We start from the raw sequence: 24,988 nt of genomic DNA, 5'->3' as shown, positions 1-24,988 counted from the left end.
TCTTTTTGAATCATAATGGAGCAACTAATGAGTTACCCTCAAACTACGAGGAGCTAAAAAAATCGGCTAATCGAACGTCGAATTGGAGAGAACGTTTTGATGCTGTTGAAGAGTTAGGTCAGTGGAAACACAGCCAAACCATCGATATATTAAAGCGAATCATGACTAGTGATCCTGTGTACAAGGTACAAAAGGCTGCGTACACGAAGCTCAAAGAATTTGGCGAAGATGTCCAATTACCGTCACAGAAAAAAGGCGACTTGATTAAAGGCACAACGAAAGCCTTGGTAAGAATAAAGAAGAGTTTGCCAAAAGATCATACGTTTGAACAGTTCAAAGAGAAGCTACAGAAAATGAGAACAGATGTATATGATGCGTACGAGGGTGAAAAAGAGACTGATTTTGATCAGTGGCTTGAAAAAACCTGGGCATCGTTATAGAAAGTTTGAAAAGAGTAGTTGATCTAAGTGAATGATCTACAGAGCTCAAGTGAAGAAACCACTTGGGCTTTTTTTATTCCTTCTGCTATCGACAGTAATCAAATCAATAGGAATGAAGGGGTGCTTTTACAACTCGATAACAACACCGTGCTATGCTAATAGAGAGGTGATCCCCCGTGGCAACCATTTTAATTGTCGAGGATGAAATCCCGATCCATGAATTGATCCGAAGAAATCTGCAAGCTGTGGGACATACATGCCTTTCCGCATTTGATGGAAAAGAGGCCATTCAAATACAGGCACTAAAAGAAGTCGATCTTATATTGCTGGATATCATGCTTCCGGAACTGGATGGGTTTGAGGTTTTTCAGCAGCTTCGAGGCACGCCAACGATTTTTTTGACCGCTCGCAGCAGTTTATCCGATAAGGTGAAGGGCTTGACGCTTGGCGCAGATGATTATTTGGTCAAGCCGTTTGAAATGCTGGAGCTGCTGGCACGGGTAGATGCGGTACTGCGGCGCACGAAAAAGGAAGGCAAAAGCTTTGAACTGGATGCACTGAGGATCGACTTTGAGAGCAGACAAGCTTTTGTGAACGAGAAACCGGTGGACTGTACCCCAAAAGAATTCGATTTGCTAGAGGTGCTAGTAACCAATCGCAATATTGCCTTGTCGCGGGAAAAATTGATCGAGCTTGCCTGGGGCTTCGACTATGTAGGGGATACTCGCACAGTGGATGTTCATATTCAAAAGCTGCGAAAAAAGCTGCAGATGGATTCCAGAATTAAAACGGTTTACAAGCTGGGATACCGTCTGGAGGTGTAACGGAGAAATTTTTATAACTTCCTAATAACTTGATGATGGTTCTATGATTTTGTCCTTCTATACTGCTTTTGTGATCACAAACAAAACAATGAAGGAGAGATTTAGCGTGAAAGTAGATCGAATGGTAAAAAAGGGATGGAAGCAAACGGTAGTAGCGGCAGCATTGATCACGGGAGCCAGCACATTGCTGTTCCAGGGATTCATCCTGGCTGCGACAGCGTCAGAGTATAACAAAACCAATATGGTTTCTACCAGCTATGCAAGCTTCGCAGCCGGATCTTCTCAAGTGGCGCAAAATAGCGTGCCAGCTGGCTACCAAAAAGCAAACTATACGATTCGAAACATCAACCTGGAATATTACCAAAATCAATCTCCAACGAGCAAAGACATGCCGAAAGAAGCTGCAGCAGAAATTGGTGCTCAGACGCTTTGGAACGTTTTTGGGCTTGGGTTAGAGGGACAGGTAATTGAAATGGGCTATCAGCAGCCAACTGAAAATCTCCCTCGTTCGAGCTGGTATGCAGATGTGGTCGTAAACGGTAAGCGCAGCTACTGCTTTTCTGTGGACTCGGTAACAGGTGAAGTATTTAACATCGGGCGTGAAAGAACGCTGAATGAAACAGTTTCCGTCGCTTTTGATGCAGCTCTGGATAAAAATCCGCAGGAGTATGTTGCGCTCGCAAAGCTACAAGCGGAGAAATACAATGTCGTTCATGGCAAGATCAAGTCTGTTGCCTACAACGGCCAAGGGTACAGCAACAATGATCCAACCATTTCACTAGATATCACGGGTGAAAATGGAGAAATTGCATTAATGACCTTCTCTCGCCATGACAAGGCGCTACTCGGTATTGTTTACAGTGGGGAATACAAGCAAGTATTGGAATCACATGAAAAGCTTATCAAGCGTGTGGAGGAAAAAGTGAAGGAGCTGGAAAAGTCAGCGCCCGCTGCCAGCGATAACGGGCAACCTTTTCTAAAGGCTTTGGACTTGGATTAGGGGTGTTATTAGAGAAGCAGTTTCTCGGCCGCCACAAAGTTGGCGGCTTCCTCTTGTATAATCGCATGCATACAGCCATTTGATGATAGATAGAGGTGATTTTTTCGATGAAAAATCGGACCTTTTTAACCACACTGGTGCTTTTTCTCCTTTCCTTCAACCTGGGGATCGTAATTATCTCGATTACGACATTCAAAGATACGGTGAATCGGGCCGAGGAAAAAAGCTTGGACGAGCATTATTTTATAACGTCTGCACTCGTAAAGGATTTTTATGCAGTAGAAAGCCGAGGGATTAAAATCGAGGATTCTTTGGGTTCACTGCTGCAGCCGTACAGTTATTTGTCCAGTGATAAAAAGGTAAAGCTGGCCCTGTATAAAGGGAATCAGCTTCTCTATTCCAATCGTCAGGAAGTGGAGCTGCCGCGCCATTTTTTGGAGCCGCCAGCAGAGGGAGACCGCATAGTGTCGATCCAAGAAACAGACGAGCGTACTCATGTCATCGTCTCGGGGAAGCTTCCGGCGCCCTATGATTTATATACAATGGTTTATTTATACGATACGACTGATGCTATCACCGCATGGAAGCAAATGAAAAACATGCTGTTTCTCGCCGGACTGGTGCTCTCCAGCTTGTTCGCGGCAGGTTTATTGTTACTGCTTAATCGAATATTCAGGCCGCTCACCCAGATTTCTCAAACATCCCGTAATATCGCGGCGGGTGCCTATGAAACCAGACTTCCGGTATCGGGAAATGACGAGCTGGCGGAAATGGCGCAAAGCTTCAATTATATGGCAGAAGAAATTCAGGGGCAGATGCATCAGCTGGAGACAGCTGCTAGGCAGAAGCAGCAATTTGTAGATAATTTGGCTCATGAGCTGAGAACTCCGTTGACCGCCATTTATGGGTATGCCGAGTATATTCAAAAGGTTGTACGTACCGAAGAAGACAAGCTGTTTGCAACGAATTACATCATGTCGGAAAGCCGTAGATTACAAAATATCGCGTATCGTTTGATGGATATGGCAACTCTTCGTGGAAATAACATTGGGCGTAACGAGGTTCACATGAGTGAGTTAGTACGTGGGGTCGAGCAAGCCCTGTTCATGAAGGCAGCAGAAGAAAACATTCAGATTACCTATGAGTATCGCTTTGATACGTTATTTTGTGATGCCGATCTGATGCATATCCTGCTCGTTAATTTGCTCGACAACGCGATGAAGGCATGTGGGCAAGGCGGTGTGATCAGGCTGGTAGCTGATCTGGAGGACAAACATAAGGTGATCTTCGTCCAGGATAACGGTAGAGGTATGGCAGAGGATCATCTCGTTCATATAACGGAGGCTTTTTATCGTGTTGACCCATCCCGCAGTCGCGCGGGTGGCGGAGCGGGATTGGGCTTGACGCTATGTCAGCAGATTGCTGTTAGTCATGAAGCAGAGCTGAGCTTTTCATCAGAGGTGGGAAAAGGTACAACAGCTAAATTAACGTTTACAAGTGACGAGTAACGGTCACTTCGATTTTGCATCTAAAGCCGTCCAGCTCTCATAATTATGGATCGCGTATCCTGCGTAGCTTGGATACGGAGACAGCTGTTCCTCTGCTTTTATTAATTCGGTTTTCATAGCCCCTGTACTTAACGAATAAAACGTCGTGAAGGCACCTTCTGAACTAGGGGCAGTTTCCACCGCAACGATTACGTTCTTTTTAAGCGTGCTTGCTTCCTTTAAGATTGTCTTTGCGTTGGCAACAATTCCATCATTGCCTAAAGCAACATTTCGATAATCCATGATGACAACAGAATCGACCTTCTCTAATAGCCATGCACTGAAGCTATAGTTGGAGCTGGGGACCTTGACGAGATGAAGCCAAAAAGGAATATCCAACGTAATTTTTAAACCACTACCTTTGGCTTCCCTTTCAATAAACCGCATATTGTCCATCCAATTTTCAATAACCAGCTGATTATTTGTTTTCCATTCAGCTAAAATATAAGGCTCAATATCGAAGTGCAGTCCTGCAAACCGTTCTTCTGCTCTAACCGCTGCATTGTATGACGTTACCCATGAAATAAACTCCTTGATTTGGTTCTGATTATAGGTAAATGCCCAATTGGGACGGCCTTCTAGTGCTTCCACCTTGATTTGTTTTTCCCTTGCTCCACGAACAAAATTTTGATATACCGCTGCCGGGATGTCTTTATTAATCTGCAGGTATATCGTAGTCAATTGGTTATCACTAGCAAACTTGAGGATGCTTTCTTGGTCCGTTTTGATGATGGTGGAATTCCAAATCCATGTACCTCGTTCAATCTGCGAAGTACGATCAATGGTGGACGGTGGCATTGCTGGAGGCACTACTTTCGCATGCCCTGGAGTAGTCACGACAGCCAGATTACGTTCGGCAATCCAATCGATTTGCGCGTCAAAGGCTTCACTGATGAAACGAAGCGGAACCATTGTACGGTTGTTTTTGATCACAGCTGGAGAATCAAAGGTTACATTTTTCCCATTCACCTGCGCGCGGTTTTGCCCAATGGTTAATTGGATGGTTTCGTCTTTTTTCTTCAGCGTCACCTGATTTGTTTTCCCGTTCCACTGCACATGAAGACCTAGCCTTTCTGCTACAAATCTTACTGAAACCATCGTGCGCTTGGACTTTATATCTACATATGGTGCACCATCAGGAAAGGACACATATTGCCCATCCACGGCTACATGGACCTGCGATGCGGATCGTGCCGTTGAGAAGTTAGCTGTGCAAAGCAGTATCGTCAACAAAAGCCACATACCCGCTCGGTAGATTTTCTTCATCGTTAAATTCCTCAAATCTCCCTAAGTACTTGCCTATACCCAACATTTGGAGGCTACTCTATTTTACTATGATCGCTTGCTTATTTACCTGATCAAAAGGATGCAGGGAAGCAGGTGAAGAAACTCCTGGATGAGATTGTTACCATATGAGAATCCCCTCTTTTTTTGTATACCTCTATTTGGGCAGATTATTAACCAGCCATGTATTCTCATCTACTTTACTAACTTCAATGGTATAAGGCTCAGGACGTTTCTCTGGTTCCGGTGTTTCGCCAGAATAATACTCGTATAACCAAACATGAAACGTCACCGTATTTTCACCTGCATTTTCATGTCCAATGATCTCGAAGCCTTGATGGTGAGGATTTGATAACCCTGAAAAAAACATGGTTAAATCTTCTGGGCTAACTGATTTTTTAGCGTTATCAGTAAGCAATTCACTACCTTTCGCAGCATCTCTGTTCAACCACGCAATCAAGAAGTTGTTGGCTGTACGAAGTGCAAGTAAATAATTTTTATCCACCTGTACTTGCTTTTGGAGTGGCGTTTCCGAAGAAGAAGAGGTATTACAACCGCTTATGAGCGATGAAAAGACGAAAAGAAGAGAGAGGAGCAAAGTCGTTTTTTTCAAGCGTATTCCCTCGCTATACTTGTATTTTGAACGAAGCAGATGATGCGGGCAGAGTAGGCTCTCGTTGTGTCTGAAGTGGCTGAGTACTTTTTCATGAATGCTATCCTGAATGCTTTTGGACTGACTAGACGTTGCTCTCCTTTGCCATTTTACCTTCCAGCTCTTTTATCCTTCGAACCCGTCCAATGACAATCGCCAAAATCGCCACCATCACACCAGAAACAACGAATAAAAGCCCAATTCCCCTACCCGGTCCAGTCCCGATGATGCTTCCTACTGTCTGCCCCAACAAACGATCCGGGGCTAACAGAGGTGAAAAAAGATGATCAGCCAGAAAACCTGCTGAACCATAAGCCAGAACCATACCGATCTGGGAAATAGCCGAAACGAGAGACCATACCCTGCCTTGCCGTTCATTATCGATATTCGTCCGAATTAGCACCTCTAGGCTTGTGTTCACAAACGGGAGCGTGAGGAAAAAGAGGAAACCAAAGACGACAATCAGGGTGACAGTCGTGAATACACCCATCAAGGCATAAAAGAGACCAGCTAGTGTCAGAAACAGGGAGAGGATGAAAACCTTGTTTTTCCCCGTCCCGAAAATCCCGATAAAAATACTGCTTATGAGCATACCGGATGCAGCGATAGAAAGAGCGATACCGAGAACCTTGGAATCAGTCAATGTCAGCATCATCGGGCCAAATAGTGATTGCATCAGTCCGATATAAAAGCAAACGACGGACATTAACAGAACAAGCCAGAGAACGCCACGCTGGGAAAGAAGGTAGCGAAAGGCTTCTGCCATTTCACTAAAAAAGCTTTGCTGTTCAATCCGTTTTGGGGTGTGAATCTGCTTCATGATGATAAAAACAGCGGCGGCAGCCAGCAGGAAGGACAGGATGTCGATGACTAAAACCGTTTTGATATCAAAGAAGCTGAGAAGAAATCCGGCAATGATCGGGGAGATCAAATATTGGGCAGAACCAGCTAGTTGAATGAGCCCGCTTGCCTGCGCATACTTTTCTTCGGAAACAAGATCGGAGACGGCTGCCTTGTACGCAGGGGAGAGAATCGACGCAGATATCGCACTCAGCACTACACCTATATAGATATGCCACAATTCTATCCTCCCTGTTAGCATGAAAAACAAAATAAACAACAGGCCCGCAATCGAACCAGAATCTCCGATGATCATCATCTTTTTGCGATCAAATCGGTCTGCAAGCACGCCGCTAAACGGCAGCAGCAAAAACGAAGGTAAAAAGGAGCAGAGGATAACCAGGGAAAAGCTCGTGGTCGATTGTGTTTTTTGAAAGACATACACTCCCAAGGCGAATGCTGTCAGTCCACTGCCGATTGCCGAAAGCAGCTGCCCTGACCAAATAATTAGAAAGCTGCGAAAGGCTTTATCATGACCGTTCATCATACTCTCTCCCATCTGTAATGAGAATGGCAATAGCCCGAAGGTTTACAGAAACGAAAATGACCCAGGCTTTGCTCCCAGAGACTTTTCAATAATGACCTGCATCGTTTGCATCCGTTTTTGCTGATCATCCCGATCCCAGTGGAAAAGACCAGATTCCAAAAGAAATTGGGACCCTGCCAGAAGAAACTGGACTGTCTCTAACGCATTTTCCACCTGAAACACGGACTCTTGATTCCCCTGCTCAATGACCTGTGCGAGTACTGGAGCAATTTTTAAAACGATGGCGATGTTTACACGCTCATGCAGCTCTCTGTTATCAGGGCGGTGCAGGCTGTTCAGCCATTCACTTTCCTGTGCTTCAATACGGCTCTGTCCACGCAGCATGTGCCGTACTTTATCCATCACCCCGAGCGCAGGATCATTGGCGATTTTTTGGTATTCTTCGCAGAGCTGATCCACTATCGAGTGGACAAAAGCGTCCAGTATCTCTTCCTTTGATTTGAAGTAGTAATAAAAGGTTCCTTTGGCGACGCCGACCTTTTGGATAATCGATTCTACAGAGGTATGGACGTATCCTTGAGAGCGAAAAAGCTCTCCGGCAGCTTCGAGTATCTCCGCACGTCTTGTATGCGGATCTTTTACGATTCGTTTCATAGGTACCTCCATCCATTGACTAGTGGTCAGTTGTTAGTTAAATATTACCATATGACTGACCGTCAGTCTATAAGTGAAGACCAAATCCTTCAAGAGGTCGCGGAACGCATAGTTTTGGGCCGAGAATTTTGTGGCTTTATTGATGGCAATCAGAGGATTTCCCTTCCCTTTTTCTGCTATAATTGGTTTGCTAAAAAATGGGGATGTGTTCATCGGCCAAACGCATGGCAGAATGCTCAGGCGACAGGAGGCAGGCCACAGTGAAAATAAAAGTGTTGATCGCTGACGACAATTCGTTTATTCGGGAAGGGATGAAGATTATCCTGACTACCTTCGCAGAATTTGAAGTAGTGGGAACGGTTGCGGATGGTGCAGAAGCGATTGCTTTTTGCCAAAAGAATGAAGTAGACATCGCGCTCCTGGACGTACGGATGCCAAATATGAACGGCGTGGAGACGGCACGTATCCTGACCGAGCAGACGACGGTCAAGCCGATGATTCTGACGACGTTCGATGATGATGAGTTTATCCTAGAAGCCGTCAAGGCTGGGGCACGCGGATATTTGCTGAAAAATAATGAGCCAGAGCGTATTCGTGACGCCCTCAAGAGCGTTCACAACAACCATCATGTCTTGCAGGATGTGGTTCTGGATAAAATCAAATTAAATCTCGCTACAGGGCGCCCAGAAGCACAAACGCCTTCAAGTGCTTCAGCAAATCCAACCGCTGAACCATCATCTCCAGCTCCACTTGGCAGCAAAATCGACCGCAGCTTGTTCACAGAACGCGAGCTTGATGTCATGGAGCACATTGCGCAAGGATTATCCAACAAGGAAATCGCCAAAAAGCTGTTCATTTCCGAAGGCACCGTTGCCAATTACATCACAGCAATTTTAAACAAGACCGGACTGGAGCATCGTACCCAGATCGCAATCTACTATTTAACGGGTGAAGCGAGAATGGCGGACAAATGAAATCAGCTGCGATGGAATATTGGACGATTGGAAATAAAGCGACAGTACTCGGCTATATCATCACGGCATCGTTTCTAGCCAATATGGCTTCTGAGCTGAGCCCCTGGCAGATCTTGTGCTATTTGCTTTACATGGCTGTGAACATCACGATTTCAATCTTGAAAAAGCCTAAACTGAAGCTGGTCTTTGCCGGGTTATCAGCCCTGCAGGTTATCGCATGCGCGGTCAGTCTGGAGCCATTGTTTCTTTTATTACTACCCATCAGCATATACGAGCTCATTTTTCTCTCTGGAAAAAGCTCACTGCTCGCGTTGCTCGTGATGCTGCTACCGCTTCTTTTCGCTACACCCGAATTGATTCCGCAATATTTGCTGAGTGCCTTGCTTAGCTTTTTGCTGTATTCGAGCAGCAGTGTGCTGGGTGAAAGGCTTGGAAGGCTGGAGGAGGAGCGGGAGAGGATGCGAGACGATCTGCAGAGGCTGACGCGAACCTTGAGCGAAAACAACGAATATATCCGACAGTCTGAATATACGATCAAGCTAGAGGAGCGGAGCCGACTCTCCCAGCAAATCCATGATGATGTCGGACATGCCGTGGCAGGTGCGCTGATTCAGATGGAAGCGGCGCGGATGCTGCTTTCGATGGATCGGGAAAAGGCGGCTGAGCTATTGGGCAATGCGATCTCCATTTCCAAGCAAGGGATGGAGCGGATCAGGCAGACGCTGAAGGAAGTAAAGCCAAAGTCCGAGGAGATGGGAATCAATCGGCTTCGGCTGTTCGTGGATGAGCTGTCGGCAAGGGAAACCATTTCAGCTACGCTGACTTTTGACGGGGATATTGATGTCATAACGCCGTTTCAGTGGCAAATCATCCAGCAGAATGCGACCGAGGCGGCGACGAACGCCCTCAAGTATAGCAAGGCGACTGCGATCAATCTCGAAGTCCGGGTACTGAATAAATTCATACAAGCCATCGTGTCGGACAATGGCGTAGGCGCAGAAAAAGTGGTAAAAGGGCTTGGTATTCTAGGGATGGAGGAGCGTGCGGCTTCGGCTGGTGGTACAGTCATCGTCGACGGGACAAAGGGCTTTCGTGTGACGACACTCATTCCTTACATGAACGAGTGAAACCATTCATGTAAAACAAAGTGAAGATTCTCATGCACAGAGGATGAACTTATGCACTGACATAAGAGCATCCTCTTTTATTAGAATACAGACATAACGAGTAAGGGAGTGACTCCAGATGAGCTATGTGCTGGAAATCAACAACTTGACCAAGAAATTCGGTGATTTCATCGCCGTTGATCATATGTCGCTGAATGTGCGAGAAGGTGAAATATTTGGTTTTCTCGGTGCCAATGGAGCGGGTAAAAGCACCACGATCAATATGATTGCCTCTCTCTTGCGCAGCACCAAGGGTGAAATCCGTCTGCTAGGAAAAAACATAGCCAAGGAAGCCAGATTCGCCAAAATGAATACGGGCATCGTCCCGCAGGAGCTCGCCATTTACGAGGACATGACCGCGTATGAAAATGTGAGCTTTTTCGCCGGATTGTATGGCTTGCGAGGAGCTTTGCTTCGGGAACGTACCGAGGAAGCGCTGGCATTTGTAGGGCTTGCTGACAAGCACAAAAGCTTTCCCAAAAATTTTTCCGGTGGCATGAAGCGCCGTCTGAACATCGCCTGTGCAATCGCACATCGCCCGAAGCTGATTATCATGGATGAACCGACAGTCGGGATTGACCCGCACTCTCGAAATTATATTTTGAACTCCGTTCGCAAGCTGAACGAGATGGGCTGCACGATCATCTACACGAGCCACTATATGGAGGAAGTCGAAGAAATCTGCACGCGTATCGCCATCATTGACCACGGAAAAATCATTGCAGAAGGAACCAAGGAGCAGCTCAAATCAATTATTACCGACTCCAAAGAAATCTGGATCGGGTTCAAAGCGGACGAGATGCACTCACTGGACTCACTTAAAACAATTCCGGGTGTGAGAGCCGTGCTGCAAGAAGAAAATACGCTCAAAATCATTTCCAAAGCCGAAGTCAACAACTTGAATCGGATCATCCAGCAACTGATCAAGGATCAGGTCGAGATTCGATCGGTCGAGGAGCAAGCGCCTAATCTGGAGTCGGTGTTTCTGACCTTAACCGGCCGTAACCTGCGAGACTGAGGAGGACGTGGCCATGAACATCTGGAACATCGCGGTGAAAGAAATAAAATCAAATTTTCGTGATAGACGAACCTTCGTATTTATGCTGGCTATGCCGATCGTGCTCATGCTCATTCTGGGAGCTGCGCTGTCCAATGCATTTGCCCCCGGTCATAAGATGGAGGACTTGCACCTGTTGTATAAAAGCAATGGGAACGATCCGCAGTTGACAGCATATTGGCATGGATTTATAGAGGAGATTGGAAAAGAAGGGGTCAAAGCTGTTGAAGCCGATTCAAGCCTGAACGGTCAGGAGGAGGTTCGTAACGATCGCTATACGGCGTACGCAGAAATTACGAGTAATGGCATCCGTTTTTATGGAAGCAGCAGGGATACGATCGAGAGCAATATTTTGCAGGGCATGTTAACTGTGTTCGCGGATCGTTATTCACTTGCATCAGCGGCCTATCAGGTAGAGCCTGCTATTGCCCAAGAAATTGTCAAAAGCGCTGGACAAAGCTCTGATTTTATCCGCGAGACCTCGCTTGATCCAACCAAAAGACCGGGCTCGACCGATTATTATGCTATTGCGATGACGACGATGATCGCGCTCTATTCGATCATTTCGGCTAGCAATTTGTTTAGAGGAGAACGTACTCGCAATACCGCCATTCGCCTGATGGCAGCACCGGTGAGCAAAGGCACCATTTTCGCAGGAAAAGTTATTGGCTGTACGGTTATCAATCTGATTTGTGTTCTGCTGGTAGTCTTGTTTAGCAAATACGCGCTTCACGCCGATTGGGGTGACCATTATGGCATGGTTGTGCTTGTTTTGCTGACAGAAGTTCTAGCTGCAGTCAGCTTGGGGCTTGGTGTCAGCTTCATGGCTAAAGGAGAAAGCTCGGGGGTGATTGTCATGATTTTCACGCAAGTGGCTTCTTTTGTTGGCGGTGCTTATTTTCCAGTCGATGGAGCAGATGGAGTGATGGGCTTCCTGACTCATTTGTCGCCGATTCGCTGGGCCAACACTGCCTTGATGCAAATCATCTATGCCGATAATACCACAGCAGCATGGTCTACCATCGGGCTGAATGTAGGGGTTGCAGCGCTTGCCCTTATCGCAGCAGTCATCTCCATCCGTAAACGGGAGGCATTTTAATATGAGTGAAATGATGTGGCTCATTCGAAAAACCTTGAAGGATACCTTTCGTAGGAAAAGAAGCTGGTTCATGTACATCGGATTGCCGATCATCGGTATATTGATTTCCATGCTGATCTACAGCAGCGTGAGAACGAGCACCATTCAGGTAGGTGTCATCAATCAGGACGGGAATCACCCCATCACAGTTGATACGATCCGCTTTATGGAGGGGCTCAGTCATGTCAAGGTTACCGTCACGGATGAAAAAACGCTTCAGTCGGATTTAGCAGAAGGCAGGCTGGACACCGGAATCATTTTTAAACAGGGCTTTGCGGATAGTGTCCGCAGCGGTCAGCCGGGTCAGCTGAACATGGTTTCCGTGAAAGGAATACAGGTGACTGCCTACCTCAAAGCGATGCTGCAAAGCTACATCAGCAATATCGCTGCCATCGGCAAAGAGGCAAAAGGGGATGAAGCAGCATTTTCCAGCATCTACGCAGCATATAGCCAGCGAAATTTTACGCTGCAGGAGAATGCGCTGCCTAACACGTCAACTACAAAGGCAATGACGTATCAATCGATTGGCCTTCTTATCTCGTTTATGATGTTTTCCGCCGTCAATATGTCAGAGATCATTCTCAAGGAAAAAGAGAATCGTACCTTTTTGCGATTGCTGTCCTCGCCGATGTCAGCAAGAATGTATGTGATCTCAAACGTAGTGGTGAACATGCTTCTCATGCTCGTACAAATTGTGGTGACACTCTTTATGATGAAAAACGTCTTTCATATCGATTCAGGAATCCCTTATGGTCAATTGATAACAGCACTCCTTTTGTTCGCGGTGGCGGCTGTGGCCCTCTCACTTTTGATCGTTGCCTTTGCGAAAAGCACGTCAGGCGCAGGTGCCCTGCAAAATTTGATTATTACGCCGAGCTGTCTGCTGGCAGGATGCTATTTTCCGATGGATATCATGCCGGACACGGTCAGGAAAATTTCGAACTTCCTGCCGCAGCACTGGCTGCTTGATATGATCAACAAGCTCCAGCAAGGGCAAACACTTGGCAGTTTAACCATGAACATGACGATATTGGTTGGATTTGCAGTCGTATTTGCACTGATTGCGATCTATCGGTTTGGGCGAAATAATGATAGCAGGCAGTTTGTATAAGAATCAAAGACGTGTACGTAGCCTTTTACGGCTTTTCGTACGCGTCTTTTTCTGCTCCAAACAAATTTAATAATCGCGCGTAAACAGATAAACAAGGGATAAAGAGAATCGTGTCGAAATGAGGCTTACTATGAGAATGTTACGAAACCAAATCACGCGATATGTGACTTCATCTATAGCTAAGCAAGCGGTCATAATTCTTTTGTTCCTAGCCTTTCTGCTTGGCCTACGCTGGCTTTGGTATACGGCAAATATGAATCCGGAGCATCAGGGGGCGAGTCAAGGCATACTCGACCTGCGAGGATGGGACTTTGAAAAATCGCCGGCTATCGCATTGGATGGAAAATGGGAGTTTTTCCCGGAGGCTTTTGTTAGGCATGAAGACTTACAGAAGCCATCACGTCCTGCAAGCAGCTTTGTTCAGGTGCCTGGTGACTGGAGAAGCGGTTTTTCGGAAGACTCTACCTCATCATATGGGTACGGTACGTATCGGCTGCGAATTTTGCTAGATCATCCGATTAATCAGCCGTACATGTTCTGGATTCCGCAAATACAGGCAGCTTCCTCTATAGAAGTGAACGGAGAGGTAATAGGCGGCTCAGGGGTTGTCGGGGCTTCAGCAGAAGAGTATAAACCGGTAGACCAATCATATACTCCTAGCTACAATGCGGGCGACGCCAACGAAATGGAAGTGCTCATCCGAAGTGCTAACTTTGATAGTCCGCGAGATGGAGGGATCGTCAGGTCGATTTATTTCGGGTCACAGGCAGCTATAGATAATACCAGGTGGTACTCTATCGGTTTTCAGCTCGCTACCTTTCTGATTCTCCTGCTTCATGGCCTGTATGCAGCTATCCTGTTTTTATTTAACACCCGTCGAAAAGAGTTTTTGGTATTTTTCCTGTTGCTTTCTTGCGTGGGCATAAAGACCGTGAGCAACTATGACAACCTGCTGCTGCTTTGGTTTCCGATCAATTATTCGTGGGCGATCAAGGTGGAGATGCTTGTCTACATATGGCAGCCCTTGCTGTTAATTTTGATGGTAAGAAACCTTTCCGAGCCGGAAGGGAAACAATCTCTAAGACTGTTTCGAACGTATTTATTTTTACTTGGTCTTTATTCATTCATTCTTATGCTGTCAACAGCCGAGTGGGTCCACTATTTAACGACTCCTCCCTATTTTAATCTGCTCTATTTTGTGCCACTGGTTTGGTTCGTTTTTTTGATTAGCAGAATGGTGACTCAAAATCAGAATGACGCAGTGTTTTTGCTCATTGCGGCGACAGGTATCTTTTCCAATGTAGTCTGGGGCGTATTAATGGATTATCAGCTTGTGAATATCAAGTACTTCTTTTATCCACTTGATCTTCTCGCGGCCCTTATCAGCTTTTCTGCGTATTGGTTCAAGCGGTATTTCCGCAATTCAGAGGAAAAGGCAGAGCTCACTAAGCAACTGAAAAAGTCTGACAAGCTAAAGGACCAGTTCCTCGCCCACACGTCTCACGAGCTGCGAACTCCTTTGCACGGTATCATGAATATCGCCCAGACGATCGTCAACAATGAAAAGCATGCCATGGCGAGTCGGAGCACAGAGGACATGCAACTGCTCATCACGATCAGCCGTAGAATGTCGCATTTGCTCGATGATCTGCTAGATGTCGTTCGCCTGCAGGATAAACACATTGTGCTGCATAAAAAGTCCTTGCATATTCAATCTGTTGTTTCGGGGATTATCAGCATGCTAAAGCATACGGTCACCGGCAAGCCAGTCCAGTTACAGATGGACATTCCAGAAACGATCCCTCGCATTCTGGCAGACGAAAAGCGTTTGGTACAGATTTTGTTCAATCTCATACACAATGCACTGAAATTTACGGAGCAGGGGTCGGTAACGGTTTCCGCTGAGATGGTGGATGGTCAGGTGGCGATCTATGTATCGGATACCGGTATCGGGATGGACGAGGAAACCACAGCGCGCATCTTTTTGCCGTATGAGCAGGGAGCACAAGGGATGAGCGATGGAGGAGGCATCGGACTGGGACTCGCTATCAGTACGCAGCTGGTAGAATTGCATGGCAGCAAGCTGAGTGTCCAGTCTGAACTGGGGAAGGGGTCTGTATTTGGTTTCCGGCTTCCACTCGCAACAGCAGATGATTTGTCAGAAGCAGAGCTCTCCTCAAGCCAAAAGAGTGATATGCGCGAGCTAGGGTTGACGAAACCGAAGAGCGAAAGCCGGGATACATTAAATGAATGGCCCGTTTTGCAAGCAGCAGCGCATTCCTATTCGGTTGTGGAAAAGAAAGCAAACATACTGGCCATCGATGATGATCCGATCAACCTAAAGGTACTGGATCGCATGCTCTCCTCAGCGAACTACAACATCAGGACATGCACGTCAGCCAAGGAAGCGCTGGATTTGCTTTTTACCCAGCAATGGGATTTGCTCATTGTAGATGTCATGATGCCGCATATGTCAGGCTACGAGCTGACGAGAAAGGTGAGGGAGCATTTCTCTATTTCTGAGCTGCCGATCTTGCTGTTGACGGCGCGCAGCCAAGCGGAAGACATCTATACCGGTTATCTTTCTGGGGCTAATGATTATGTGTGCAAGCCGGTAGATGGACTAGAGCTGAAATACCGTGTCTGGTCACTAACTACGCTGAAGCAAACAGTAGATGAGCGACTGCGCATGGAGGCAGCTTATTTGCAGGCACAAATCCATCCGCATTTCTTGTTCAATACGCTCAGCTCCATTATGGCTTTAAGTGAAATTGATACAGAGAAGATGCGCAGGCTTGGAGATGCGTTTACATCCTTTTTGCATATCAGCTTTGACTTTTTGAATACAGGTGAGCAGGTACCGCTTTCCCATGAGCTGGAGCTTGTTCAAGCCTATCTCTACATCGAAAAGGAGCGATTTGGCGACCGGTTAACGGTCGTGTGGGACGTGGAGCCGAACATCGAGCTTCTCATTCCTCCACTCACGATTCAGCCGTTGGTTGAAAATGCAATTAGGCATGGTCTCATGACAAAAAGCGAGGGAGGAACCGTCCACGTACGTATCGTCCGGCAAAATGACCTCACCCTGCTTGAGGTCAAGGATGACGGAAATGGCATGCCTGAAGCGATGGTAAGGCAAAACCTGGACTTGTCCATGAAGGATAAAGGAGGGATCGGGGTGTCTAATACGAATCGCAGACTGACGCAAACGTACGGAAAGGGCCTGTCCATTATGAGTAAGCCTGGAGAAGGGACGACGGTGTCGTTTGAGATACCAGATCGCATCTGGTAGAGCTAAAAACCTATCAGCAATAAGACAAGCCGAGGAAAATCAGGACACCGTTCCGGACTTCCTCGGCTTTTTCTTGTGCTTGTTTGTAGCCTTTTTCCAAGTGTGCAAAAAAGCTTATCAAGGTTGAAAGCGGCACAAACTCAAGTGATGACTGAATATTCCACAAATTATTGTTTTCAATAGTGACAATTTTGTATGGAGTGAAGTTGGAGAAATCGCTATGTAACGGGAAAAATCGAATTGGCACGATGCTTGCTTTATAAGAGCGCGAGCAACTCAGAAGGGAGGACTATGCGCAGGTATGACAGCGATGCAAGTGATTCTCGCGATCGTTTCGGGTGGGCTTGTCGGATTTGTTCTAGGTTTGCTTGGTGGTGGCGGGTCCATTCTTGCAACACCTCTTTTGCTTTATGTTGTTGGGGTGCAGGATCCGCATGTCGTCATTGGGACATCTGCTTTCGCTGTTGCAGTAAATGCTTACGCGAATTTCATTCCACACGCCAGAGCAGGTCACGTCCGCTGGAAAATGGCTGTAGCTTTTGCTATTCCTGGCGCGATTGGAGCGTTTATCGGATCATTTATCGGCAAGCTGGTACCTGGAAAACAACTACTATTCTTATTTGCGATCTTGATGATTGTCATGGCTGTCCGAATGGCGATCCCGAAGAAAAAGAAGGATGAGCAAGATGGCGCGAACAATCAGGTTCATTATTTGCGGGTTGTCGTCATAGCTCTTTTGGTGGGAGTGTTATCCGGCTTTTTTGGTATTGGGGGAGGCTTTCTGATTGTCCCTGGCCTCATCCTGGCTACAAAGATGCCTATGCTTGCGGCAATCGGTTCATCGCTGCTGTCTGTTGGAACCTTTGGGCTGACAACGGCAGTGAATTACAGTTTGTCTGGGCTGGTCGACTGGTTGATCGCACTTGAGTTTGTTGGGGGTGGAATCATTGGCGGGATAGCGGGTGTATTCGTAGCCAAGCGATTAAGCAAACAGCAAAGGACCCTGCAATATGTATTCTCTGGCGTAGTAATGGTTGTTGCTATTTACATGCTGTTCATTAATGCACAAGCCTTGAGCTTGTAAAGGCTATATGTATGGAGGATGAGGTGAATGGAAATGCCAGAGCACAATCAGAGGATTCATTACAAAATAGTGGTTGTAGGTGGAGGAAGCGCAGGCATCTCAGTGGCAGCACGTCTCCTTCGTAAATCACAAGATTTGATTGGAAAGATTGCGATCGTCGATTTCGCAACAAAGCACTACTATCAGCCGTTATGGACACTTGCGGGTGCAGGAGCAGTCAAGAAGGACGTTACAGAACGGGAGGAAGCAGCAGTCATTCCGAGCGGTGCGATCTGGGTGCAGGATGCTGTCGCTGAATTTTCGCCGGGTGAAAATGCCGTTATCACAGCCTCTAGGACAAAACTGTACTATGACTATCTGGTTGTAGCAGCCGGGATTCAAATCGATTGGGATAAGGTAAAAGGGCTAAAGGAGAGTATCGGAAAGCATGGAGTATGCAGCAATTACTCCTACGATTATGTTGACAGCACCTGGGACAATATCCGCCATTTCAAAGGAGGAGCCGCAATTTTTACCAATCCCAATACCCCGGTAAAATGCGGCGGAGCACCTCAAAAAATCATGTACCTGGCTGATGACTATTTCCGCAAATCCGGTGTTCGCTCTCAGTCCTCCATTCGTTTTGTTTCTGGTGGGGCGAGCATTTTCGGGGTGAAAAAGTATGCCGACGCCCTGCAGAAGGTCATCGAACGTAAACAAATTGAGACACAATTTAAGCATAACCTCATTGAAATTGTAGGTGATAAAAAACAGGCGGTTTTTGAGAATTTGAATACGAATGAGCAGGTGATCCTGCCCTACGACATGATTCATGTAGTGCCGCCGATGAGCGCTCCCGATTTTATCAAGCATAGTCCGCTTGCGGCTAGCGATGGCTGGCTCGATGTAGATAAATATACACTGCAGCATAAGCGATTTGCTAACGTGTTTGGCGTGGGAGATTGCACGAATTTGCCAACCTCCAAAACGGGTGCTGCGATACGCAAGCAGGGGCCGGTCGTCGTACAAAACCTGCTATCTTTGATAGGCGGAAAGCAGGTTGGCAGCAAATATGACGGTTATACTTCATGCCCGCTCGTGACGGGTTACGGAAAGCTGATTCTGGCTGAATTTGATTATGATATGAATCCAAAAGAGACGTTTCCATTTGATCAATCCCGTGAAAGACGAAGCATGTATTGGCTGAAAAAGGAGATGCTTCCTTTGATGTATTGGAAGGGCATGCTCAAAGGAACGATGTAAGGCACCCCTCCCCAAAATAATGCTGCTGATCGGGGTTCACGGGGCTAAGTGAAGAAAAAGGGAGGCTGACTTATGCTACTCAAGTATTTCTATGACGAGAAATTGGCTCAGGCATCGTATTTAGTGGGATGCCAGGCTACCGGTGAGGCAATCGTGATTGATCCGGCGCGCGATGTCGAGCAGTATGTGCGTGCAGCGAAAGCTAACGGTGTAAAGATCGTTGGGGTGACGGAAACGCATATCCATGCGGATTTTCTCTCCGGAGCAAGGGAAATTGCGTCGAGGCTCGGAGCCATCTTGTATTTGTCGGATGAAGGTGGACCTGACTGGCGCTACCAATACGCACATGAATATAAGCATCATTTCTTAAAGGATGGGAACACCTTCCACATTGGCAATCTCACATTCGAGGTGCTGCATACGCCGGGACACACGCCAGAGCATATCGCGCTGCTATTGACGGATGGGGGCTCATCCGCGAATGGACCGATTGGCATTTTTACAGGAGACTTTGTATTTGTCGGTGATGTAGGGCGCCCGGACCTTTTGGAAAAAGCAGCAAAGGTAAGTGGTTCATCCGAAGAAATGGCACGCAATATGTTTCACTCATTACAACGCTTTAAAAAGCTTCCTGACTATTTGCAGGTCTGGCCTGGCCATGGGGCAGGTAGCGCGTGCGGCAAGGCGATAGGGGCTGTCCAGTCATCGACAGTAGGCTATGAAAAACGCATGAATTGGGCACTACAGCATGATGATGAGAGTGAGTTTATCCAGAGCTTGCTGGTGGGCCAGCCTGAGCCGCCAACCTATTTTGCGATGATGAAGCAGCTGAATAAAGAAGGTCCGCAGCTCGTACAGGGGATAGCGGCTTCAGAGTATGCAGCGGCTTCTATCGACGTAGTTGACACATGGACGGGGCAAGGGGTTGTCGTGGATACGCGCCCAGCCAAAATGTTCGCCAAAAAGCATGTTCCGGGCACTATCAACATCCCGTATGACCAATCATTCACCACATGGGCTGGATGGCTGCTGGACTATGCACGGCCAATCTACCTGTTGGCCGGAAAAGAGTCCGTTCCTGCTGTTGTGAAGGATCTGCAGTCGATTGGAATGGATCAGGTGGCTGGCGCAATGGACCTGAGTGTCTTCGAGCTGGCTGACGATTCAAAGCTTGTGAGCTATGAAGAGGTAGCGCCTGAGGAGGTCCATGATCACGTACAGACAGGAGAGCTGTATGTTCTTGACGTCCGTTATGAAAAAGAGCTAGCCGAGGGGCATATCCCCGAAGCGAAGCACGTTATGCTTGGCTTACTGCCGATGAGCTTGCAGGAGCTGCCGCATGACAAGCCGATTCTGGTTCAATGCAAATCAGGGAGAAGATCGGCAATTGGCGTGAGCTTTCTGCAAGCAAACGGCTTCAAGGATGTGCGCAACCTGACTGGTGGTTATGACGAGTGGGTGAAGCAAGGCTTGCCGATCACAAAGTAAGGAAGCTGCTGCCTCCAGAGGAGCATCATAGTCTGGAGGCAGCGGGAAATTTTGTTTTGAAAATTCCGTTTATTAGAGTGCCATTTTTCTAAAGAAAAGTAGATAGGATTTGGAGGAGAGAGAGCATGAAGTACGATTTTGGACAAGTCCATACCCGGTTGAACACGGATTCATTAAAGTGGGATAAAACAGAGCGGCTGTTTGGTGATAAAGATATTTTGCCCATGTGGATAGCTGACATGGATTTTCGCTGCCCGACACCTGTCATTGAGCAGCTGGTTAGCAGAGCGGAGCATGGGATTTTTGGCTATACAGCGAGGTCGTCCGACTACTTCCAGTCCTTTGTGGATTGGGTAGAACGCAGGCATCAATGGCAGATCAAAAAAGAATGGATACGCTGCAGTCCAGGTATTTTGACCGCTTTAAGTATGATCGTTCAAACCTTTACGGAGCCGGGAGACAAAGTAGTAATCCAACCGCCAGTGTATCATCCTTTTCCGGATGTTGTGCAGAAGAATAACCGGGAGCTGGTACACAATCCACTTGTTTTCAAAAATGGTCGGTATGAGATGGATTACGATGATTTGCTCAGAAAAATCGATCCTGCTGTAAAAATGATCATCCTTTGCAATCCGCATAACCCGGTCGGCAGGGTTTGGACAAGAGAAGAGCTTGAGCGATTGGGCAAGATATGTGCCGAGCATAACATACTGGTTGTATCAGATGAGGCTCACTTCGATCTGATTCACAGTGGATACCGTCACACCCCATTCGCGAGCATCTCGGAGGAATTTGCGCTAGGGTCCATCACATGTACAGCACCGAGCAAAACATTTAACCTGGCTGGGCTGCAAATGTCCAACATGATTATTGCGGACCAAGAGAAAAGAAGGACGTTTACAAAAATGCTGGATCAGCTTCACCTGAATCTATCAAACACGTTTGGAATTGTAGCGACAGAAAGCGCTTACAGGCACGGCGATGAATGGCTGGATCAATGCATGTCGTATCTGGGAGACAATCTCGTTTTCCTGACAGACTTTATCCAAACTCACATGAAGGAAATCAAAGTGATTCAACCGGAGGGGACGTATCTGGTCTGGCTGGATTGCCGCGAACTGGGAATGGATGCAAAGTCGCTTGAACAGTTCTTTCGACAAGAGGCCAAGGTGGCGTTTGACGAGGGCTATAAATTCGGGCCTGGAGGCGAAGGCTTTACGAGGGTGAATATTGCTTGCCCAAGGTCTGTCTTGGAAGAGGGGCTTAATCGAATGGCTAGAGCTATCCAGCAAAGATATAAATAAATCGTGAAAAGGGGGAACACTCGTGATCTATCAAGTGCTTCTAAATCTTTTAGGCATGGCAGTCATTATCTTGATTTTGCTATACATGCAAAGGAAGTTCGTGTCCTTTTCCAAGCGGGTGTTTACTGGACTTGGTTTAGGGATTGTTTTTGGCCTCTTGTTGCAATTTATGTATGGGTCAGGGTCTGAGGTAGTCAGACTGTCTGTTGATTGGTTTAATATCATGGGGAATGGCTATATCAAGCTACTGCAAATGGTCGTCATGCCACTCGTATTCATATCCATCCTGTCCGCATTCACGAAAGCAACTCTCTCGCACAACATCGGCAAAATCGGTGGCTTGATCATTGGGTTATTGGTTGGCACTACAGCGATCGCAGCGGCCATCGGCATTGGCGCGTCGATTGCGGCCGACTTACAGTCCCTCCAGCTGGAGCAAGGAGCAAAAGAGTCTGCCCAGATTGAGAAAATCGGCAATACACTAGGAAATCTCGAAAATATGTCTGCACCACAAAAGCTGGTGGAGCTGTTGCCTGGTAATCCCTTTCTCGATTTAACCGGGGCACGTCCGACCTCGACGATTGCTGTGGTTATCTTTTCTGCCTTTTTAGGAATGGCTTATATCGGGGTTAAAAGGAAAAAGCCGGACCAAGCAGAACTGTTTGCGAAAATTACCGATTCTCTCTATACCATCATTATGAGAGTAGTGACCCTGATTCTGAGGTTGACTCCATATGGGGTACTTGCGCTCATGACAAAAATAGCGGCAACAAGTGACCTGATGGCCATCTGGCGGCTTGGCAAGTTTGTATTGGCCTCGTATGTCGCTCTGCTCATCATGTTTGGTGTTCATCTGCTTCTGATTACGTTATCAGGTTTAAATCCGGTCACCTACGTAAAGAAAGTCATCCCTGTTCTGACCTTTGCTTTTACATCGCGTTCCAGTGCAGGTACCTTGCCACTTAACGTCCAAACCCAGAATAAAGAATTGGGAGTTCCAGAAGGAATCGCAAATTTCGCAGGCTCATTCGGAATTTCTATCGGACAAAATGGATGTGCGGGAATCTACCCGGCGATGCTTGCAGTCATGGTGGCACCTGCAGCAGGGATCGATCCCACGAGCTTGTCCTTCATTTTGACGCTTATTGCTGTCGTAGCCATCAGTTCCTTTGGGGTTGCAGGTGTTGGTGGAGGCGCAACCTTCGCCGCACTGATTGTGCTGTCCACGATGAACCTGCCTGTTGCTCTGGTTGGGCTGTTAATATCCATCGAGCCACTGATCGATATGGCACGCACAGCCGTGAACGTAAGTGGAAGCATGACAGCAGGATTAATTACGAGCAAGGTCACCAAGCAGTTGGATACCAGTGTGTACAGGAATACTGCCCCTGCCCAAGAAGCGGTAACACCGTTGCAAAACCTGTAAGCAAGGAGCGTTAGCGTACAAACGTTAACGCTCTTTTTTGCGTTCTCTCGATTGCCAAGTAAGGAGAAAAAAATTTATCTGTAATATATTTTATATAGACAGAAAATATAGATTTTCCAACTATTATTCTAATTAATATAATTGTTATTATCAAAGAAACATACTACAATAAACGAGTGCTACAGGAGTAAATCGGATCGACGGAAGGAAAGAATAGTCTTACGAACGATTAGGAATACTTACTAAGAAGTGCAGGAAGATGGTAGTTGAACGTTTTTTGGTAAACGAAATAGGTTTACGCTTCATTGTGTTAGAGTGATGAAGCCCCGCTTCGACAGCTTTCCTAAAATACCGCTAGAAGCAGCAGAGAGGAAGAGAGGGCAACAGTGGCAAACAAAGAATTAAAGAGAGGCCTGGAAGCACGTCATATTCAAATGATTGCTTTAGGCGGAACCATTGGTGTTGGGTTGTTTATGGGTTCGGCAAGTACGATTAAATGGACTGGTCCGTCCGTCATGCTTGCTTATGCAATTGTAGGAATTTTTATATTTTTTATCATGCGAGCAATGGGAGAAATGCTGTACGTAGAACCGAGTACCGGATCATTTGCGACCTTTGGCCATAAGTACATTCATCCTTTGGCTGGGTACATGACGGCTTGGAGCAACTGGTTTCAGTGGGTAGTCGTCGGGATGTCCGAAATTATTGCAGTTGGGACGTATATGAAATATTGGTTTCCGGATTTGCCTGCCTGGATTCCAGGGATCATAGCGATGGTGATTCTAGGCGCAGCGAACCTGTTCTCTGTGAAATCATTTGGTGAGTTTGAGTTTTGGTTTGCGATGATTAAAATCGTTACGATCGTATTAATGATTATTGCTGGCTTGGGCCTGATTTTCTTTGGTTTTGGTAACGGAGGAAATGCAATCGGATTATCTAACCTGTGGGCGAATGGCGGTTTCTTTACCGGTGGCTGGACTGGATTTTTCTTTGCGCTATCATTAGTCATCGGTGCCTATCAAGGCGTCGAGCTTATCGGGATTACAGCGGGTGAAGCAAAGGACCCAAAGAAAACGCTTACGAGTGCAATTCAAAGCATCATTTGGCGTATATTGATTTTCTACATTGGCGCGATTTTCGTCATTGTTACAGTTTATCCATGGGATCAATTGCAAACGATCGGCAGTCCGTTCGTTGCCACTTTTGCGAAAATTGGTATTACAGCAGCGGCGGGGATCATTAACTTTGTCATCATTACGGCAGCGATGTCCGGCTGTAATAGCGGGATTTACAGTGCAGGGCGCATGCTCTACACATTGGGAGTAAATGGACAGGCACCGAAAGTATTTACGAAGCTGTCTCATAATGGTGTGCCTCTGCTCGGAACGATTGGTGTTCTGATAGGCTTGGGCGTTGGGGTTATTTTAAGCTACATCGCTCCAGAAAATTTGTTTGTGTACGTGTACAGTGCAAGTGTACTTCCTGGTATGGTTCCGTGGTTTGTCATTTTGATTAGCCAAATCAATTTTAGAAAAGCGAAAGGGGCCGAATTGGACAAGCATCCATTCAAAATGCCTTTTGCACCAGTGACCAACTACGTAACGATTGCCTTTTTGCTGATGGTATTAGTCGGTATGTGGATCAATGATGAGACGCGCATTTCACTGATTGCGGGGATTGTTTTCCTCGGGATTGTAGTGGTCAGCTTTTACGCCTTTGGCGTGGGCAAAGCGGTTCCAATGGATCTCGCTCATACAGATGAAGAAAGCAAGTAAGGTCGGAGTGCCACATAAAAGGAAGTAGCGTCTGTGAAAAGTCTTTGAACGTGAAAATGTAATCATTGTGTGACCGATAGGCTGCTTGGGTTGCTGGTTTGTAGGAACCACGGTTATACTCTAAAATGATCAGAGAAAAAAGG

General features: G+C 46.7%; 20 protein-coding genes. 16 read left to right on the top strand and 4 right to left on the bottom strand.

Going from position 1 to position 24,988, the window contains the following annotated elements:
* The first annotated feature begins 5 nt into the window (after positions 1–5).
* The 4 genes from C3B52_RS18985 to C3B52_RS18970 all read left to right on the top strand — a co-directional run bounded on the left by C3B52_RS18985 (position 6) and on the right by C3B52_RS18970 (position 3,772).
* Complete coding sequence (locus C3B52_RS18985) at positions 6–440, top strand: HEAT repeat domain-containing protein (protein ID WP_103107963.1); 435 nt, start codon at positions 6–8, stop codon at positions 438–440.
* A 176-nt stretch (positions 441–616) separates the two neighbouring features.
* On the top strand, positions 617–1,264 hold the full coding sequence (locus tag C3B52_RS18980; RefSeq protein WP_103107962.1) for a response regulator transcription factor: 648 nt from the start codon (positions 617–619) through the stop codon (positions 1,262–1,264).
* A 106-nt stretch (positions 1,265–1,370) separates the two neighbouring features.
* A complete protein-coding gene (locus C3B52_RS18975; RefSeq protein WP_235615778.1) occupies positions 1,371–2,264 on the top strand; it encodes a hypothetical protein in 894 nt (297 codons plus the stop codon).
* 107 nt (positions 2,265–2,371) lie between these two features.
* The gene (locus tag C3B52_RS18970) at positions 2,372–3,772 is read left to right on the top strand and encodes a sensor histidine kinase (protein WP_103107961.1); all 1,401 of its coding nucleotides are present in this window, start codon (positions 2,372–2,374) and stop codon (positions 3,770–3,772) included.
* Positions 3,773–3,775: 3 nt separating this feature from the next.
* On the opposite strand, the gene C3B52_RS18965 is transcribed toward C3B52_RS18970, so the two are convergent.
* The 4 genes from C3B52_RS18965 to C3B52_RS18950 all read right to left on the bottom strand — a co-directional run bounded on the left by C3B52_RS18965 (position 3,776) and on the right by C3B52_RS18950 (position 7,788).
* Positions 3,776–5,077: a copper amine oxidase N-terminal domain-containing protein gene (locus C3B52_RS18965; RefSeq protein ID WP_103107960.1), complete on the bottom strand. Its 1,302-nt coding sequence runs from the start codon at positions 5,075–5,077 to the stop codon at positions 3,776–3,778.
* Positions 5,078–5,252: 175 nt separating this feature from the next.
* A complete protein-coding gene (locus C3B52_RS18960; RefSeq protein ID WP_103107959.1) occupies positions 5,253–5,708 on the bottom strand; it encodes a hypothetical protein in 456 nt (151 codons plus the stop codon).
* A gap of 124 nt (positions 5,709–5,832) precedes the next feature.
* Positions 5,833–7,131, bottom strand: a complete 1,299-nt coding sequence (locus tag C3B52_RS18955) for an MFS transporter (protein ID WP_103107958.1) — start codon at positions 7,129–7,131, stop codon at positions 5,833–5,835.
* A 45-nt stretch (positions 7,132–7,176) separates the two neighbouring features.
* Complete coding sequence (locus C3B52_RS18950; RefSeq protein ID WP_103107957.1) at positions 7,177–7,788, bottom strand: TetR/AcrR family transcriptional regulator; 612 nt, start codon at positions 7,786–7,788, stop codon at positions 7,177–7,179.
* Positions 7,789–7,991: 203 nt separating this feature from the next.
* Here C3B52_RS18950 and C3B52_RS18945 point away from each other — a divergent pair, with 203 nt between their 5' ends.
* The 12 genes from C3B52_RS18945 to C3B52_RS18890 all read left to right on the top strand — a co-directional run bounded on the left by C3B52_RS18945 (position 7,992) and on the right by C3B52_RS18890 (position 24,845).
* Positions 7,992–8,762 carry a response regulator gene (locus C3B52_RS18945; protein WP_373419736.1) on the top strand — a complete coding sequence of 257 codons (771 nt, stop codon included), beginning with the start codon at positions 7,992–7,994 and terminating at the stop codon, positions 8,760–8,762.
* An 11-nt stretch (positions 8,763–8,773) separates the two neighbouring features.
* Entirely contained in the window at positions 8,774–9,889 is a 1,116-nt protein-coding gene (locus C3B52_RS18940) for a sensor histidine kinase (RefSeq protein ID WP_103108005.1), read from the top strand.
* Positions 9,890–10,007: 118 nt separating this feature from the next.
* A complete protein-coding gene (locus C3B52_RS18935; RefSeq protein WP_103107955.1) occupies positions 10,008–10,946 on the top strand; it encodes an ABC transporter ATP-binding protein in 939 nt (312 codons plus the stop codon).
* Positions 10,947–10,959: 13 nt separating this feature from the next.
* Positions 10,960–12,084: an ABC transporter permease gene (locus C3B52_RS18930; RefSeq protein WP_103107954.1), complete on the top strand. Its 1,125-nt coding sequence runs from the start codon at positions 10,960–10,962 to the stop codon at positions 12,082–12,084.
* A gap of 1 nt (position 12,085) precedes the next feature.
* Positions 12,086–13,234, top strand: coding sequence for an ABC transporter permease (locus C3B52_RS18925; protein ID WP_103107953.1), 1,149 nt, complete (start codon positions 12,086–12,088; stop codon positions 13,232–13,234).
* A gap of 130 nt (positions 13,235–13,364) precedes the next feature.
* Entirely contained in the window at positions 13,365–16,526 is a 3,162-nt protein-coding gene (locus C3B52_RS18920) for a hybrid sensor histidine kinase/response regulator (RefSeq protein WP_103107952.1), read from the top strand.
* Between the two features lie 301 nt (positions 16,527–16,827).
* On the top strand, positions 16,828–17,610 hold the full coding sequence (locus C3B52_RS18915) for a sulfite exporter TauE/SafE family protein (protein WP_103107951.1): 783 nt from the start codon (positions 16,828–16,830) through the stop codon (positions 17,608–17,610).
* A gap of 33 nt (positions 17,611–17,643) precedes the next feature.
* On the top strand, positions 17,644–18,852 hold the full coding sequence (locus C3B52_RS18910; RefSeq protein WP_103108004.1) for an NAD(P)/FAD-dependent oxidoreductase: 1,209 nt from the start codon (positions 17,644–17,646) through the stop codon (positions 18,850–18,852).
* A 72-nt stretch (positions 18,853–18,924) separates the two neighbouring features.
* Positions 18,925–20,340 (top strand): MBL fold metallo-hydrolase, encoded by a 1,416-nt coding sequence (locus C3B52_RS18905; RefSeq protein ID WP_103107950.1) that lies wholly within the window; start codon positions 18,925–18,927, stop codon positions 20,338–20,340.
* Positions 20,341–20,465: 125 nt separating this feature from the next.
* The gene (locus tag C3B52_RS18900; RefSeq protein ID WP_103107949.1) at positions 20,466–21,644 is read left to right on the top strand and encodes a MalY/PatB family protein; all 1,179 of its coding nucleotides are present in this window, start codon (positions 20,466–20,468) and stop codon (positions 21,642–21,644) included.
* Between the two features lie 55 nt (positions 21,645–21,699).
* A complete protein-coding gene (locus tag C3B52_RS18895; protein ID WP_103108003.1) occupies positions 21,700–23,070 on the top strand; it encodes an L-cystine transporter in 1,371 nt (456 codons plus the stop codon).
* A 386-nt stretch (positions 23,071–23,456) separates the two neighbouring features.
* Positions 23,457–24,845 carry an amino acid permease gene (locus C3B52_RS18890; RefSeq protein ID WP_103107948.1) on the top strand — a complete coding sequence of 463 codons (1,389 nt, stop codon included), beginning with the start codon at positions 23,457–23,459 and terminating at the stop codon, positions 24,843–24,845.
* The last annotated feature ends 143 nt before the right edge of the window (positions 24,846–24,988 follow it).

The organism is Brevibacillus reuszeri, from assembly GCF_002897295.1.
GTDB lineage: Bacteria > Bacillota > Bacilli > Brevibacillales > Brevibacillaceae > Brevibacillus > Brevibacillus reuszeri_A.
Note: the sequence above shows the minus strand (reverse complement) of the source record. Positions and strands in the feature narration are given on the sequence as shown.

Excerpts from the sequence above, each read along its gene's own strand:
- C3B52_RS18965 (WP_103107960.1), bottom strand. The coding sequence starts at position 5,077 with ATGAAGAAAATCTACCGAGCGGGTATGTGGCTTTTGTTGACGATACTG.
- C3B52_RS18940 (WP_103108005.1), top strand. The coding sequence starts at position 8,774 with ATGGAATATTGGACGATTGGAAATAAAGCGACAGTACTCGGCTATATC.
- C3B52_RS18930 (WP_103107954.1), top strand. The coding sequence starts at position 10,960 with ATGAACATCTGGAACATCGCGGTGAAAGAAATAAAATCAAATTTTCGT.
- C3B52_RS18915 (WP_103107951.1), top strand. The coding sequence starts at position 16,828 with ATGACAGCGATGCAAGTGATTCTCGCGATCGTTTCGGGTGGGCTTGTC.
- C3B52_RS18895 (WP_103108003.1), top strand. The coding sequence starts at position 21,700 with ATGGCAGTCATTATCTTGATTTTGCTATACATGCAAAGGAAGTTCGTG.
- C3B52_RS18950 (WP_103107957.1), bottom strand. The coding sequence starts at position 7,788 with ATGAAACGAATCGTAAAAGATCCGCATACAAGACGTGCGGAGATACTC.
- C3B52_RS18970 (WP_103107961.1), top strand. The coding sequence starts at position 2,372 with ATGAAAAATCGGACCTTTTTAACCACACTGGTGCTTTTTCTCCTTTCC.
- C3B52_RS18910 (WP_103108004.1), top strand. The coding sequence starts at position 17,644 with ATGCCAGAGCACAATCAGAGGATTCATTACAAAATAGTGGTTGTAGGT.
- C3B52_RS18920 (WP_103107952.1), top strand. The coding sequence starts at position 13,365 with ATGAGAATGTTACGAAACCAAATCACGCGATATGTGACTTCATCTATA.
- C3B52_RS18955 (WP_103107958.1), bottom strand. The coding sequence starts at position 7,131 with ATGAACGGTCATGATAAAGCCTTTCGCAGCTTTCTAATTATTTGGTCA.
- C3B52_RS18925 (WP_103107953.1), top strand. The coding sequence starts at position 12,086 with ATGAGTGAAATGATGTGGCTCATTCGAAAAACCTTGAAGGATACCTTT.
- C3B52_RS18935 (WP_103107955.1), top strand. The coding sequence starts at position 10,008 with ATGAGCTATGTGCTGGAAATCAACAACTTGACCAAGAAATTCGGTGAT.
- C3B52_RS18900 (WP_103107949.1), top strand. The coding sequence starts at position 20,466 with ATGAAGTACGATTTTGGACAAGTCCATACCCGGTTGAACACGGATTCA.
- C3B52_RS18945 (WP_373419736.1), top strand. The coding sequence starts at position 7,992 with ATGTGTTCATCGGCCAAACGCATGGCAGAATGCTCAGGCGACAGGAGG.
- C3B52_RS18905 (WP_103107950.1), top strand. The coding sequence starts at position 18,925 with ATGCTACTCAAGTATTTCTATGACGAGAAATTGGCTCAGGCATCGTAT.